15 protein-coding genes and 1 pseudogene are annotated in these 14,669 nt (G+C 68.4%); 10 read left to right on the top strand and 6 right to left on the bottom strand.

What is annotated here, in order from left to right; genetic code table 11:
* Nucleotides 1-13: 13 nt before the first annotated feature.
* On the bottom strand, nt 14-658 hold the full coding sequence (locus ACOKR1_RS00410; RefSeq protein WP_422934829.1) for an anthranilate synthase component II: 645 nt from the start codon (nt 656-658) through the stop codon (nt 14-16).
* A gap of 162 nt (nt 659-820) precedes the next feature.
* Here ACOKR1_RS00410 and ACOKR1_RS00405 point away from each other — a divergent pair, with 162 nt between their 5' ends.
* A complete protein-coding gene (locus ACOKR1_RS00405; RefSeq protein ID WP_422934828.1) occupies nt 821-1,141 on the top strand; it encodes a cell division protein CrgA in 321 nt (106 codons plus the stop codon).
* Nucleotide 1,142: 1 nt separating this feature from the next.
* Nucleotides 1,143-1,841 carry a hypothetical protein gene (locus tag ACOKR1_RS00400; protein WP_422934827.1) on the top strand — a complete coding sequence of 233 codons (699 nt, stop codon included), beginning with the start codon at nt 1,143-1,145 and terminating at the stop codon, nt 1,839-1,841.
* Nucleotides 1,842-1,884: 43 nt separating this feature from the next.
* Here the strand turns inward: ACOKR1_RS00400 and ACOKR1_RS00395 are convergent, their stop codons facing one another.
* The 5 genes from ACOKR1_RS00395 to sigK all read right to left on the bottom strand — a co-directional run bounded on the left by ACOKR1_RS00395 (nt 1,885) and on the right by sigK (nt 4,973).
* Entirely contained in the window at nt 1,885-2,361 is a 477-nt protein-coding gene (locus tag ACOKR1_RS00395; protein ID WP_422934826.1) for an SRPBCC family protein, read from the bottom strand.
* Nucleotides 2,358-2,738 (bottom strand): ArsR/SmtB family transcription factor, encoded by a 381-nt coding sequence (locus ACOKR1_RS00390; RefSeq protein WP_422934825.1) that lies wholly within the window; start codon nt 2,736-2,738, stop codon nt 2,358-2,360. The genes ACOKR1_RS00395 and ACOKR1_RS00390 overlap by 4 nt, the downstream gene beginning before the upstream one ends.
* A gap of 224 nt (nt 2,739-2,962) precedes the next feature.
* Nucleotides 2,963-3,400 carry a DUF4383 domain-containing protein gene (locus ACOKR1_RS00385; protein ID WP_422934824.1) on the bottom strand — a complete coding sequence of 146 codons (438 nt, stop codon included), beginning with the start codon at nt 3,398-3,400 and terminating at the stop codon, nt 2,963-2,965.
* 153 nt (nt 3,401-3,553) lie between these two features.
* On the bottom strand, nt 3,554-4,402 hold the full coding sequence (locus ACOKR1_RS00380) for an anti-sigma factor domain-containing protein (RefSeq protein WP_422934823.1): 849 nt from the start codon (nt 4,400-4,402) through the stop codon (nt 3,554-3,556).
* Nucleotides 4,395-4,973, bottom strand: coding sequence for an ECF RNA polymerase sigma factor SigK (gene sigK, locus ACOKR1_RS00375; protein ID WP_422934822.1), 579 nt, complete (start codon nt 4,971-4,973; stop codon nt 4,395-4,397). The genes ACOKR1_RS00380 and sigK overlap by 8 nt, the downstream gene beginning before the upstream one ends.
* A 131-nt stretch (nt 4,974-5,104) precedes the next feature.
* Here sigK and ACOKR1_RS00370 point away from each other — a divergent pair.
* From ACOKR1_RS00370 to ACOKR1_RS00335, 8 genes and pseudogenes are all read left to right on the top strand, one after another.
* A pseudogene (locus tag ACOKR1_RS00370) lies at nt 5,105-5,635 on the top strand (MFS transporter); the annotation flags it as partial.
* Entirely contained in the window at nt 5,548-6,423 is an 876-nt protein-coding gene (locus ACOKR1_RS00365) for an MFS transporter (protein ID WP_422936705.1), read from the top strand. The pseudogene ACOKR1_RS00370 and the gene ACOKR1_RS00365, both read left to right, overlap by 88 nt.
* A gap of 314 nt (nt 6,424-6,737) precedes the next feature.
* Entirely contained in the window at nt 6,738-7,955 is a 1,218-nt protein-coding gene (locus ACOKR1_RS00360; protein ID WP_422934821.1) for an ROK family protein, read from the top strand.
* Nucleotides 7,952-8,905 (top strand): carbohydrate ABC transporter permease, encoded by a 954-nt coding sequence (locus tag ACOKR1_RS00355; RefSeq protein ID WP_422934820.1) that lies wholly within the window; start codon nt 7,952-7,954, stop codon nt 8,903-8,905. The genes ACOKR1_RS00360 and ACOKR1_RS00355 overlap by 4 nt, the downstream gene beginning before the upstream one ends.
* Nucleotides 8,898-9,713, top strand: coding sequence for a carbohydrate ABC transporter permease (locus tag ACOKR1_RS00350; protein ID WP_422934819.1), 816 nt, complete (start codon nt 8,898-8,900; stop codon nt 9,711-9,713). Before ACOKR1_RS00355 ends, ACOKR1_RS00350 begins: the two co-directional genes overlap by 8 nt.
* 64 nt (nt 9,714-9,777) lie before the next feature.
* Nucleotides 9,778-11,025 (top strand): ABC transporter substrate-binding protein, encoded by a 1,248-nt coding sequence (locus ACOKR1_RS00345; protein WP_422934818.1) that lies wholly within the window; start codon nt 9,778-9,780, stop codon nt 11,023-11,025.
* A gap of 78 nt (nt 11,026-11,103) precedes the next feature.
* Nucleotides 11,104-12,282, top strand: coding sequence for a glycoside hydrolase family 15 protein (locus tag ACOKR1_RS00340; protein WP_422934817.1), 1,179 nt, complete (start codon nt 11,104-11,106; stop codon nt 12,280-12,282).
* On the top strand, nt 12,279-14,528 hold the full coding sequence (locus ACOKR1_RS00335; protein WP_422934816.1) for a TIM-barrel domain-containing protein: 2,250 nt from the start codon (nt 12,279-12,281) through the stop codon (nt 14,526-14,528). Before ACOKR1_RS00340 ends, ACOKR1_RS00335 begins: the two co-directional genes overlap by 4 nt.
* The last annotated feature ends 141 nt before the right edge of the window (nt 14,529-14,669 follow it).

Genomic DNA, 14,669 nt, shown 5'->3' with positions numbered 1-14,669 from the left:
GCTCGCCGCGGGCCTACGCCTCGGCGTGGATGAGCGGGCTCAGCGTCGACGCCTTCGCGGCCGCGCCCGCGAGGCCGAGCGACTCGAGCCAGTTCCCGAGCATCTGGTAGCCGCCCTCCGTGAGGACGCTCTCGGGGTGGAACTGCACGCCCCAGAGCGGGGCGGTGCGGTGCTGGAGGCCCATGACCACGCCGGAATGCGTGTGCGCCGTAACCTCGAGGACGTCCGGGATGGACTCCGCGACGGCTGCGAGCGAGTGGTAGCGCGTCGCCGTGAGCGGCATCTTCACCCCGGCGAAGATGCCGCGGCCGTTGTGCTCGACGAGCGAGGTCTTGCCGTGCATGAGCTCGGGCGCGTGGGTCACGACGCCGCCGTACGCCTCCGCGAGGGCCTGGTGGCCGAGGCAGACGCCGAGCATGGGCTTGACGTTGTCGCCGCACCACCTGATGAGCTCGACGCACACGCCGGCCTCGGCGGGGTTGCCCGGCCCGGGCGAGATGAGGACGCCGTCGCGCGCCGCGGCGAGCTCGACGGCCTCGGCGAGGGAGACGTCGTCGTTCCGGACAACGGTCGTCTCAGCGCCGAGCTGCTGGAGATAGCCGACGAGCGTGTAGACGAACGAGTCGTAGTTGTCGATGACAAGGATGCGGGTGCTCATGTTCGGCCAATCGTGGAGTGGGCTGGGCCGACTCCCCGGGCGGCTAGACTTGGCTACCAGAACCAGTGACCAGTCAAGCGAGCGGCACCCCGGCGCGTCGGCGGTGCTTGCAGGATACCAAGCGGGCGCCCGCACAGCCGAAGGCGGCCCCAAGGAGGAGCAGTGCCCGAATCCCCGGACAAGCCCGAGACCACGGCGCGCGCACACAAGAGCGCGGACAAGACGCTCTCGAAGAGGAGCTCGAAGGCCGCCGAGCGGAAGGCGCGCAACAAGAAGCGACGCAGCGCCAAGCCGTCTGGCCCCACGCCGCAGTGGTACAAGTACCTGATGTTCACGCTCATGGTCGTGGGCCTGCTCTGGATCATCGTCTTCTACATCACGCAGGGTCAGTTCCCGCTCCCGATCCTGGGCAACTGGAACATCCTCGTGGGCTTCGGTGTCGCGATCCTCGGCTTCCTCATGACCCTCCGGTGGCGCGGCTAGCGTGGCGCCCGGCCACGAGCCCCGCCAGGAGCAGGCGTACTACGCCGACACGTACCTGACCGAGGCGTCGGGAACGGTCATTGCCACCGGCACGGGCGCCGGCCACGGCGAAGGCCTGCCGTGGGTGGCCGTCTCCCCCAACATCTTCCATCCGAAGGGCGGCGGCCAGCCGTCCGACGAGGGAACGGTCGACGGCGCGCCCGTCACCCCGGCGCGCGGCGAGTCCGGCCTCGTGGTGCTCGCGGGGGCGCCCGCGCTCGAGGTGGGGGCCGCCGTCGTCTGTTCGGTGGACCCGGCGAAGCGCCGCCTCCACGCCGCCCTGCACACGGCCGGGCACGTGCTCGGTGCCCTCGGCGAGGCGCGCGGCTGGAAGCATTCGGGGCACAGCCACTTCCCCGACCAGGCGCGGCTCCACTTCGACCCCGAGGGGCACGGGGACGAGCTCGCGACGCCCGAGCTGCGCGAGGCCGTGCGGGCCGAGCTGCAGTCCGCGATGGACGCGGCGCTCGCGCGCGGCGGAGCCGTGAGTGCGACCGTGGACGAGAGCGGCCACCGCACCGTGACGATCGAGGGGGTCAACGCCGAGCCGTGCGGCGGGACGCATGTGCGCTCGCTCGCGGACCTCGCGAACGTGCGGATCCTCGAGGTCAAGGTCAAACGGGGCGCCATCAAGGTGCGCTACGAGGCCGAGCACGCCTGACGCGCGCCCGGCCTACTGAGCCTGCTTGCCTCCGCGCTGGCAGCTACGCGCTCACGAGCGCGGCGTAGCGGGCCAGGTAGAGCGGCCAGCCGCCCTCGTTGTCGACGCCAGCGTAGACGCCCTCCCAGCCGGGGCCGTGGCGGTCGATGTTCCGATGCTCGAGCTCGACCCTCGTGCGGTCGGGCCCTTCGGCGACGAAGCGCACCTCGACCTCGCTCGCGTTCGCCTCGTCGGACTCGAGCTGCCACGTGGGCCCGATGTCCCAGCTGAAGACGACCCGGGTCGGGGGCTCGAAGGCGAGGACGCGGGCCCAGGGGCACACGCTGCCGTCCTCGCCGCGGTCGTAGATGTGCCCGCCGACGCGCGGCTCGAAGACCGTCTCGGCGATCGGCACGGTGAGCAAGTTGTGGTCTCGCGGCTTGATGTCGTCGAACCGCTCAGTGAAGACCGCAAACGCCTTCTCCACCGGGGCCTCGACGGTGATCACCTTGCGGACCACGGTCTCTGCTGCGAGGGTCATTTCTCCTCCTTCTCGGGGTCCCACTCAGGATCCCTCTCGGGGTTCCTCTCGGGCCCGCCGGCCTCGGCGTCGCCGCGGACCGCCGCGTCGTAGTTGGCCAGGGCCCGGTTCCAGAACATGTCGAGTTGGTCCCGCAGCGCTTGCACGCCGGCCGGGTTGAGCCGGTAGACCCTTCGGGTGCCGACCGTCTCATCGCTGACGAGGCCGCTCTCCTTGAGCACCTTCAGATGCTGGGAGACCGCCGGGCGGCTGACCGGAAGCTGTGCTGCGAGCTCGCCCACCGGGCAGGGATGCTCGGCGAGGCGTTCGAGGATGGCACGGCGGGTGCGATCGCCCATCGCGTCCCACACCTCGTCCTGCCGTCCGTAAGTGGCCACGAACAGTAAGTTACCACTTACCGTTGCTGGGATCAGGGGCCTTAACGGACGGGTTCCGCCCAGTACGCGTACTGGACGGAACCCGTCTCCTCCCGCAGCCAAACCCGCCGGATTCCGGCGTTCATGCCTCGGCCGCTCCCGGCGGGCACCCCGTCGCGGGGCAGAACGCGGACGGGACGGAACGCCGCCCCCGCTCAGCGGCGGGCCGCTCAGCGAAGGGCTGCTCAGCGGCGGGCTGCCGCGACGCTGCGCCCCAGCGCGAGACCGATCGCGAGCATGCCGACCCCGAGGAGAAGGTGGAGGATGTTGTCGGCCATGTTGACCGGCACGAAGTTCCCGGCGGAGTCACCGCCGAAGAACAGGCCGTAGACGAACAGGACGAGGTAGATCGCGCCGCCCCACGTCAGGAAGCCCTTCGCCCCGCCGGCCGTGCGCCCGAGGGCGAGGCCCGCGACGCCGAACAGCACATGGACGATGTTGTGCAGCACGGAGACCTGGAAGACGCCCAAGAGCATCGCGTGAGATCCCATCCCCGCGAAGCCGATGGCCCCAGCCGTGATGCCGGGAATGAAGCCCAAGATCCCGACGAGGAGGAAGACCGCGCCAACCACCATGGCGGCGAGCTGGATCGGCGTGCGGTGCGAGATGGCGTTGGTGGACATGACTGCTCCTAACTTGACTTCCGGCCTGCGCCTTCGGAACCAGGAGAGCCAGTTCCAGGCCTGCGCCGGAGCTTCCGACCGTGTCGGTGCGGTGTGCCCGCACCGACACTTCGGAGCCGCCGCCCTACCGGATTGGACCGGATTGGACCCGCGTCAGGCCAGGGACTCGAGCAGGATCGGCTTCGTGGTCGGCTGGCGAGAGCCGCCCTTGGGCTCGACCGTCACGCCGAGATACGCCGCGCCGTCGATCCCGCCGGGGAGCTCGTTCCACGTGGAACCATCCCCCGCGGCGACGAGGCCGGCCGCCTTCGCCGTCCCGCCTGCGTCGATGAGCCACAGCTCGTAGTCCTGCCCCTGCGGCGCGGCGGCCATTCCGATCGTCACGACACCCGCGAGCTGCGCCTGCTTCGAGTGCGCAATGAGCATCGTCGCGCCGCCAGCCACCGCGACCTCCTGGACCTTGGCGTCGGGCGCCGAGAGGATCCGATCCATGACCGCGGATCTCGCGGACTGCGCCGCGGCCAGCTCGTGGAGGGCGTCGTCCCGCTGCTGCTGCGCGCGCAGGCCCCACAGCCCGGCACCGCCCGCGGCGACGAGCAGGGCGGCAGCGGCCGCGGCGAGCCAGCGGCTGCCGACGGGGAACGCACGACGGCGGGCCTGGCCGAAGCGTCCTGGGCCCACGTTGTCGCGGGGCTCACCCTGCGGAGGTGACGGCGCAGCGGAAGGCTGGGGGGCGCCGTCGTGCGCACTCTCGACTCGCGCGGTCTCGACCTCGAGCTGCGGAGTCACGGCGACCTGCGCCATGAGCCGCGCCTTGAGGTCCCCCGGCGGGGCGACCGGCGTGGCCCCCGCGGCGAGGAGCGCGGCGGTCTCGCTGAGCTCGCGCGCCTCCTCGGCGACAGGGTGGCCGAACGGGAGGTCCCGCTCGAAGCGGCGCCGCTCCTCGTCGCCGAGCGCGTTGAGCGCGTAGGCACCGGTCAGCAGGTGCAGCTGATCATCCATGGCTCACTCCCAACACGTCTCTCAGACGGATCATCCCGTCGCGAATTCTGGTCTTCACGGTGCCGAGGGGCAGGCCCAGGGCGTCGGCGACTTCCCCGTAGGTGTAGCCGCCGTAGTAGGCGAGCCGGATGGCCTCGCGCTGCACCTCGGTGAGCGATTCGAGCGCCCGGTGCACCCGCTCGCTCTCGAGCGCCACCTCGACGCGGTGCTCGACGTCGTCGTAGCTCTCGCGGAACTCCTTGACCCCCTCGCGGAGGTCGCGATCGGCGGAGGCCTGCGCGGCGCGGACCCGGTCCACGGCCCGCCGGTGCGCCATGACGGTGATCCACGCCCGCGCACGGCCGCGGTCCGCATCGAATCGCTTGGCCTGCTGCCAAACCTCGAGGAACACCTCCTGCGTGACTTCCTCGCTCTGGGCGGGGTCCCTCACGACCCGGAGCACGAGGCCATGGACCAGCGGTGCCAGCGCGTCGTACAGGCTCCCGAAGGCGTCCTGATCGCCGCGCGCCACGCGCCCCATGAGCTCATCGATGTCCGGGCCCGGGGTTCCCCCGGCGTCTCGGTCTGGCATAAAGACAACTGTCTCATGTCCGCCCATAGCCCTCCGTCACATGCCAGCGCCGACGGCACCTTGCGGACCGCCCTGCAGGAGGAATTCGGAGCGGCGGGGAGTGCGGATTGGAGGCGTAGGGTAAGAGGGCCATGACAGCAGACCACACGACCTTCTCGTTCCGCTCGATCGCTCTGCCTGTCTTCCTCCCGGCTCTCCTGTTCTCGACCGGCGAGGGCGCCATCCTGCCGATCATCCCCATCGCCGCGCACAACCTGGGCGCGACGCTCGCGCTGGCCGGACTCGTCTCGTCGATGGTCACCGTTGGCACCCTCGCGGGCGACATCCCGAGCGGTTGGGTCGTGTCCCGCCTCGGCGAGCGCGTGTCGATGATCGTGGCCGCGTTCGTGGCGCTGGGCGGGATCGTCGTGAGTCTGCTTGCGCCGAACCCCTGGGTCCTCCTGGTCGGGGTCTTCCTCGAGGGCCTCGCGACGGCCGTGTTCGCCCTCGCGCGGCACGCGTTCATGACCACACGCGTGCCGCTGCGCTACCGCGCGCGGGCGCTCTCGACGCTCGGGGGCGTGTTCCGCGGCGGCTGGTTCGTCGGTCCGCTCATCGCGTCCGCGGTCATCACCGCGACGGGGACGCCGCAATCGGCGTTCTGGATCTTCGCGGTGGCCTGCGTGCTGGCCGCGACGTCGCTGCTCGTGCTGCCGGACCCGGAGCGCGGTCACCGGGACGCGAATCACCCAGCGGACCGCGCACCAGACGACGGCGGCGCCCGCCCCGCGCGCGGCGGCGCACCGCGCGCGGGGGCCGGCCGCGAGCGGAGCCACGGGCTCTTCCCTCGATCTGGGCGCACCGCACGGTCCTGCTGCGGATGGGCAGCGGCGCGGCCCTCGTCGGGGCGGCGAGGTCGGCGCGCATCACGCTTCTGCCGCTGTGGGCGCTCAGCATCGGGCTCGGCGAGGCGAACACCGCGCTCGTGATCGGCATCGCGGGCGGGGTCGAGTTCGCGCTCTTCTACACGAGCGGGCACGTCATGGACCGCTGGGGCCGGCTGTGGAGCGTCATGCCATGCATGCTCGGCCTCGGGACGGGCTTCGTCTTGCTCTCGTTCCTGCACAAGGTGCCGGGGCGCACTGGCTGGTTCGTCGCCGTCGTGCTTCTGCTCTCGCTCGCCAACGGGGTGGGGAGCGGGATCATCATGACGCTCGGCGCGGATCTCGCGCCGCTGAGCCGGCCTGCGCCGTTCCTGAGCGCGTGGCGGTTCGCGGGCGACGGCGGCCAGGCCGCCGCGCCGGTGCTCGTCTCGATCCTCACGGCCGTGGCCTCGCTCCCCGTCGCCGCCGGCACGATCGGCGCGCTCGCCCTGCTCGGCGCCGGAATCCTGCTGCTCTACATCCCGCGCTACGTGCCGCACGTGCGGCACCCGAAGCCCGAGCCGAGCGCGGTCGCGGGCGGCAAGTAGCGCCTGCGGACAATCACCAAGGCGGCGGCATCCCCGCCTTGGTCTCCTCACGGTCACGACCCTGCCCTCGCTGAGCCGCGTCCGGGCGGGCTTGAGCATCCCGACGGCGCCCTCGACGATGCGCGCCGTGACGGGGCTACGACCCGCGGCGCCTTCTCGATCTCCCCCAGGTGTGGCTCGATCTCCTCCAAGGGCGGCTCGATCTCCTCCAGGTGTGGCTCGATCTCCTCCAGGTACGGCGTTTGCCGGCTGGGCATTGACGTGATCTACGCCATAGTTCTAGACTTTATTTAGTCCTGAACAAAGGGAGAATCATGAATCGATCAGGCGGCGGCGCCGACGTGACCAGAGCGGCAATGCTGGCGCATCTGGGAACCACGGGAGGAGCTTCGCGCGCCGACTTGGCGCGCGCCCTGGGCCTCTCCCCGGCGCTCGTATCGCAGACGGTCAAGCAGCTCATGGCCGAGGGGCTCGTCCACGAGCTCGAAGCCTCCACGTCGAGCGGCGGCCGCCCCGGCCGACTCTTGGGACTCGCCTCGACCGCGCTGAGGAGCGTCGGCCTCAAGGTCGCGCACGACCACGTGGCGCTTGTCGAGACGGAACTCGACGGATCCGTGGTCCGGGCGGCGACGCTCGCGTTCAATGCGGCTTCGGTGACCTTCCTCAGCGATCTCGTCGGTCTCGTGAGGTCGTTCATCGAGGATGGCGGCGACGAACCGATCCTCGGCATTGGGGTGGGCGTTCCAGGGTCCGTGGACGCGACCGGGAACGGGATTGTGGAGTCGGGCATGCTCGGCTGGCGCCAGGCTCCGCTCGGCAGCCTGATAGCACGGGAGCTCGATGTGCCCGTGCTCGTGGAGAACAACGTCAATGCCCTTGCTGTGGCGGAGAAGCTCTACGGCGCGGGGCGGGACCACGAGACCTTCCTCGTGGTGACGATCGGCGAGGGCGTGGGCTCGGGCCTCGTAGTCGGCGGAGAAGTAGTCCGCGGCAGCCGCGGCGGTGCCGGAGAAATCGGTCACATCACAGCTGTCCCCGGAGGGCCCCTGTGCACGTGCGGAAAGCGCGGATGCATCGAGGCTGTGGCCGGCGAGAAGGCACTTCTCACCAAGGCCCGCCAAGCCGGAGTCACGGCCGCCGGAGGCACTATGGCGCAGCTCCAGCAGGCCGCCGACTCCGGAAACGCGGAGGCGCGTGCCATCTACGCGCTTGCTGCGAACAGGCTGGGCGAGGTTGTCGCGGGCCTGATTCAGTTCGTCGATCCGGAAGTCGTGATCGTCAGCGGCGAAGGCACCAAGGCGTGGAGCCACTGGAGCATCCCGTTCGAACAGGCCCTCCGCGCGGGGGTGACCGCAGACCGCCGGGGCACTCCCGTCATCGTAGAAGGCTGGGAGGACGAAGCATGGGCGCGCGGCGCCGCCGCGCTGGTCGCTTCAACGCCGTTCGACGTGGTCGGGACGCTCGGCGAGCAGGGCCGACGCGTCCGGGCACGGATGATGACCGGAACGTCGGTCAAGGAGTCTGCGTCATGACGTCGATCCTGACCCGTCGAGACCGCCCCGCAGGGCAAAGCGCCTCGGGCACCCCGTCGCGGACCCGCGGAGGGCGAGCGCGGCGCCTGCGCTATTTCGCCACCGTCGCGGCCTTCCTTCTCCCCAGCGCCATCCCTCTGCTGGCCTTCACCATCGGACCCATGTTCGCCGCGCTGTGGATCAGCCTCACGCGCTGGAACCTCATCGGCGCCATGAAATGGGTCGGATTCGACAACTACCAGGCGCTTCTCGCGGATCCGGCAACCACGAACGCCTTCCTGCACACCCTCTACTACATCGTCGGCTACCTTCCGCTTGCCTACGCGGCCGGGCTCGCCGCGGCCCTGGCTCTGAACGCCCGAATCCCGGGACGCGCCGTCCTCCGCGGGGTCTATTTCCTGCCCGTGGTGACGAGCTGGATTGTCGTGGCACTCGTGTGGCGCTGGCTCCTGAATCCCGATACCGGCCTCGTGAACTGGCTTCTGCACCTGATCGGCATCGCTGGCCCCGGCTGGTGGACGGACCCCGCATGGTCCATGCCATCGATCATCCTGGCCTCCGTGTGGAAGGACCTCGGATTCATCATGGTCATCCTCTTGGCTGGCCTGCAGGCGATTCCTCAAGAGCTCTACGAGGCCGCCCGCGTGGACGGCGCCGGCCCGTGGCGACGGCTGTTCAGCGTCACCCTGCCCATGCTCTCCCCATCGAGCTTCTTCGTCGTCGTGCTGTCGCTGATCAACGGATTCCAAGTGTTCGACCAGGTGTATGCCATGACCGGTGGAGGGCCGAACAACTCCTCCCAGGTCGTCGTCCAGCAGATCTATGACCTGACGTTCAGATTCGGCCAAGCGGGAATGGCCTCGGCCCTCTCGTGGCTGCTGTTCGCAGTCATCCTCGTCATCACTCTCGTCCAGATCCGACTCCAGAAGCGGTGGGTGAACTATGCGTAGGCGGATAGCTCCCGCAGCGCTGTGGGCCGTCCTCGTCGCCGGCGCCGTCGCCGTGATCTTCCCGTTCGTGTGGGCGTTTGTAACCTCGATCAGCCCAGGATCCGGGCTCTCGGCGACGCCCTCGCTCATCCCCGAGAATCCCTCATTCTCCGCCTATCAGGCGCTCTTCGACCGCCTGCCGTTCGCCCGCGTGATTCTCAACAGCCTCCTGTTGGCGGTCGGGACGACGGCGGCACAGCTCACCACTGCCTCGCTTGCGGCCTACGTGTTCTCGAGGATGCCGTTCAAGGGTCGGGGCGCGGTCTTCTCGATCTACCTCGCCACGATGATGATTCCGATGCAGGTGCTCGTGGTGCCCCTGTTCGTGGAGATGAAGAGCCTCGGCCTCATCGACACCTACCTCGGCGTCTTCCTCCCAGGCATCGCGAGCGCCTTCGGAGTCTTCCTGCTCCGCCAGGCGATGAACTCGATCCCCACCGACCTCGACCAGGCCGCCACGCTCGACGGCGCTGGCCACTTCCGGATCTTCGTGCAGATCATTCTGCCCCTCATCCGCCCTGCTCTGGCGACGCTGGCCGTCTTCACGTTCCTGAACAGCTGGAACAGCTTCCTGTGGCCCCTCATCATCCTGCGGACGCCCGCGCTCAAGACGCTGCCCGTGGCCCTTGCAGCCCTGCAAGGCCAGTACACGACCCAATGGGACATCGTCATGGCCGGCTCCGTGGTGAGCATCCTGCCGATGCTCGCCCTCTACATCTTCGCGCAGAAGTACATCGTCCAAGGCGTCGCCGGCACCGGGCTCAAGTGACAGCCCTGCGCTCACAGACTTCGCACAACCCCTCCACCCCCACCAAGAAATCAACGGAGACACCATGAAAAAGAAAGCACTGGCCTCGCTGTGCCTTGCCGTCACCGCCGCACTCGCCCTGGCTGGATGCGGCACCGGCGGCCAAGGAACGGCTTCCGGGGAAAAGGTCACCATCAAGTACACGAACTTCATCTCCAACGGCGGAAATGAAAAGAACCTCGACACGATCGTCCAGGCGTTCGAGAAGGAGAACCCGAACATCACCGTCCAGGTGACGACGCTCCCCTACAACGCGTACGGCACGACCCTCCAGACCGACCTCGCGGCCGGCACTCAGGCCGATACCTTCGACGTCGAGTACGCGAACCTGAAGTCCTACGTTGCCAACGGGACGATCGCGCCGATCGACGGAGTGGACGCCTCCAAGTACCGCCAGTCGCTCCTGAAGTCCTACCAGTCGGACGGCAAGCAGTATGCCCTCCCGACCTCGTTCTCTGATGTGGTCCTGTACTACAACAAGGCGCTCTTCGACGCGGCCCACCTTTCCTACCCGAACGCGAACTGGACGTGGGCCGACGAGACCGCGGCCGCGCAGAAGCTCACGAACCCGGCCACCGGGGTCTTCGGAGACTTCCAGAACATCTCGTTCTACGAGTTCTACAAGGCGATCGCGCAGGCGGGCGGCAAGTTCCTGAGCGACGACGGCAAGTCTGTCGCGTTCAACTCCCCGGCCGGGATCAAGGCCGCGAATTGGCTCGCGAACAAGAGCGGAACCACGATGCCCACCCCGGCACAGGGCGCGGGCACCCCTGACTTCGACACGAAGCTGTTCAAAGACGGCAAGCTCGCTATGCTCCACACGGGCATCTGGGTGGCCAGCAGCCTCGCCGACTCCCCGAAGGACTGGGACATCGCTGTCGAACCGGGCGACAGCCAGAAGGACAGCGCCATGTTCTCGAACGCCGTCGCTGTGTCCGCGGCTTCCAAGAACAAGGACGCCGCGCAGAAGTGGGCCGCGTACCTCTCGAGCTCCCAGGTGATGGCCCAAACGCGCATCAGCGCGGGGTGGGAACTTCCCCCGACGTCCGACGAGTCGGTGCTCAAGCCGTATCTGACCCAGGGCAAGCCCGCGAACCGCCAGGCCGTCTTCGACGCGCTCAACAACGTGGTCCTGCCACCGTCCATCGGCGAGAACCAGCAGAAGATGACCGACATCATCACCAACGCTCTCGGTGAGATCGCCGCCAAGCGGTCCAACGCGGCGGACGCCCTCAAGGCTGCAGCCGATCAGGTGAACGCCCTTCTGAAGTAGAAGGCTCAGCCTCCCCGCTCCGCCAGCTGGGCGGGCCGCCAGATGTCTGGAGGCCCGCCCACCCTGCGAAAGAACCACATGACTGCCGAACCTGCACGCTCCGCTTCCGATCCGACGCCGGCCTCCCTGACCGCCGTCGAGGATCTTGTCGAGTCAAGCATCAAGATGATCCTCGACCACCAGGCGGGTACCGGCGCGTACCCGGCCTCCCCCACCTTCTCCGCCTATGCCGGGTACTGCTGGTTCCGAGATGGCTCCTTCATCGCCGACGCCATGTCCGCGGTTGGCCACCCGGAATCGGCCGAGGCGTTCTTCGACTGGTGCGCTCGCATCATCGAGGCCCGAGAAGGGCAGATCCGTGACATCGTCGCGCTGGCCCTGGCCGGCACTCCGGCTCCCGATGCTGACATGCTTCCCACTCGATACACCTTCGCCGAGGAGGAAGGCAGCGAGGAGTGGTGGGATTTCCAGCTCGACGGCTATGGAATGTGGCTGTGGGCCCTCGGCGAGCACCGACGGCGCTACCAGACCGATCTCACGCGGTGGAGTCGCGCGATCGGATTGATCGTTGAGTATCTGTGCAGCTCGTGGCGGCGGCCGTGCTTCGACTGGTGGGAAGAATTCGCCGAGCACACCCACGTCTCGACTCTCGGAAGCATCGCGGCAGGCCTCTCCTCGATCGCGACCGCGGACGTTCTTCCTGAGGAACTGGTCTCCACGGCCCGACAGTCCGTGGAAGAGATCATGGGCCTCATCGGATCTGAAGGCGTTCACGCCGGGCACCTGACCAAGTGGATCGGAAGCGAGGAAGTCGACGCGAGCCTCCTCGCGCTGATCGCCCCGATGTCGGTTATTGAAGCAGGGAGCACTGTCGCGGTGGCGACCGTCCGCGAGATCGAGAACCGCATCACGGACGGCAACGGCGTCTACCGCTACGCCGCCGACACGTATTACGGCGGCGGCCAGTGGCCTCTCCTGAGCTGCTTCCTCGGCCTAGCCCACGCTTCAGCGGGTCACCACGGACGCGCCCGCGAGATCCTCGACTGGGCCGCCACTACCGCGGGAGCAGACGGGAGCCTGCCCGAACAGGTCGACTGGCGGCTCCTCGCGCCGGAACACTTCGCCCCGTGGGTTGAGCGGTGGGGCAAACCGGCGGACCCGCTGCTGTGGAGCCACGCCATGTTCCTCCGACTTGCAGCAGAACTCCGCCTCGTACGCCAACTGACCACTCCTTCCCACAGTGAGGACGCCGAATGATCCGCCACCGACCCTACGGTTCAGGGCATCCGTACACGGACGACACGGACCAGCGCAGCCCCATCCATCCTTTGGCAGGCCAGGAGGTCCGCCTTGGTGTCCGCACGTCGCCGGACATCGCCGAGGTGTTCTGCGAACTCGAACAGACCGGCAGCGACGGGGAGGTCGCAGCGTCCCGGACCCGTATGGAGAGGGTGGCGACCGCCTCGCGCGGCCAGATCATCGACGGCGGTCACCTCGCCGGGGCTCAGGCGCGCTTGGCCCGAGCCGCGAGCGGATGGCAGACGACCGTGAGCGGCCTGCGCGCTGGAACCGAATACCGCTACCGGTTTACGGGACGGTCGGAAGCCGGCGGAACCCAGACCACCCGGTGGTTCACCTTCCAACCGGCCGATTGGTCCCCGGCACCGGGCGCGCTGCGGATCGAAGGCCATGACCGCGTTCTGCCTGGGAGCGTCGAGGTCCTCCGCGCCGGCGGCTCACCCATCCGTGTTCGCTTCGCCCTTCCGCTTGCCCAGATCGAGCGCGTCACGGGGTTCGGCGAGCGCTACGACGCACTCGACCACACGGGCACCAAGCTCGACGCGATCGTCTTCGAGCAGTACAAGAGCCAAGGTCAGCACCGCCGCACCTACATGCCTATGCCTTTCGCGCACGTCGTCGGGGGCGCGGGATGGGGCTTCCATGTCGAGACCGGGCGCCGGACATGGTTTGATATCGGCGCGAGCGCTCCAGACCGGCTCATCATCGAAGCCGAAGTCGACGAAGCCAAGGATCCGGAATCGGTTCTGCTGACCGTGAGGTTCTTCGACGGGCCACCCGCCAAAGTCCTCGACCAGTTCCTCGAAGAGGTCGGGCGGCCGAAGGAGCTCCCCGAGTGGGTCTTCAAACTCTGGGCCAGCGGCAACGAATGGAACACGCAGGCCGAAGTCATGCGGCAAATGGACCTGCACCGTGACTCGGACATCCCGGTGGGCGTGGTCGTCGTCGAGGCGTGGAGCGATGAGTCCACCTTCACGGCGTTCCGCGACGCCCAGTACGCTCCGACCGAAGACGGGTCGCCCCACCGCCTGGCCGATTTCACGTTCCCCGCGGACGGCGCCTGGCCCGATCCGAAGGCGATGGTCGACGAGCTCCGCTCTCGCGACGTCAAGGTGGTCCTGTGGCAGATCCCGCTCCTCAAGATGCGCCCCCACCCGACCGCTCAGGCCCGCTTCGACGCGGATGCGGCGGTCCGCGAAGGACGAGTCATTCTCGAGCATGGCCCAGACAACGCCCTCCGCCCTTACCGAAACCGCGGCTGGTGGTTCCCTCTCGCGCTCATGCCCGACCTGAGCGACGAGGAGGCCGCCCGTTGGTGGACCGAGAAGCGGCGCTACCTTGTGGAAGAGGTAGGAATCGACGGATTCAAGACCGACGGCGGCGAGCACGCGTGGGGCCGGGACGTGGAGTACCTCAACGGCCAGCGGGGCGACGAGGCCAACAATGTCTTCCCCGTCGCCTACGCGAAGGCCTACGGCGACCTGCTCGAGTCCGCGGGCAAGGCTCCTGTGACGTTCAGCCGGGCCGGATTCACTGGGTCCCAGGCACATGGCGCGTTCTGGGCCGGAGACGAGAACTCGACCTGGGATGCCTTCAAATGGTCTCTCTACGCAGGCCTCTCGGCCGCCTCAAGCGGGATCCTCTACTGGGGATGGGACTTCGCGGGCTTCTCCGGGGACATCCCCACGTCTGAGCTCTACCTGCGCTCGGCTGAAGCCGCGGCGTTCGTGCCGATCATGCAGTACCACTCGGAGTTCAACCACCACCGGAAGCCCTTGCGCGACCGGACCCCTTGGAACATTCAGGAGCGAACCGCGGATGAACGCGTGATCCCGGCGTTCCGCGAACTCGCTCACCTGCGAGAGCGGCTGATCCCGTATCTCACGCGTCAGGCGAGGGAGTGCATCCGTCAGGGGACGGCCCTCATGAAGCCGCTCTTCTTCGACCACCCCGCGGACCCCGGCGTGTGGGAGCGGCCCCTCCAGTGGATGCTCGGCGAAGACCTCCTGGTCTCGCCCGTGACCGAAGAAGGCGCGACGGTCTGGACGACCTACCTGCCCGAAGGCGAATGGGTCGACGTCTGGACTGGGCAAGTCCACCAGGGCAAGCAGGACGTGGCCACGGAGGCACCCCTCGGCCGGATTCCGGTGTTCGCCGCGGAGAAATCGTGGCCTGAGATGAAGGCGGTGTTCGGGACGAGGTGAGGACGGCGTTGCCCCGTGGTCGATCGACCGCGACCGCGGGGCGACGCCGCACGCGTAAGGGGCCCCCGGGGTCCGGCGTAAACCCTGAGTAACATTTAGCTTTTGTCGGGCCGAAGATTCCATGTTCATGCATGTCTCGAA

Origin of the sequence: Sinomonas sp. P47F7 (assembly GCF_049332655.1) — a bacterium.
GTDB lineage: Bacteria > Actinomycetota > Actinomycetes > Actinomycetales > Micrococcaceae > Sinomonas.
This window is presented reverse-complemented; position numbering and strand designations above follow the sequence as displayed.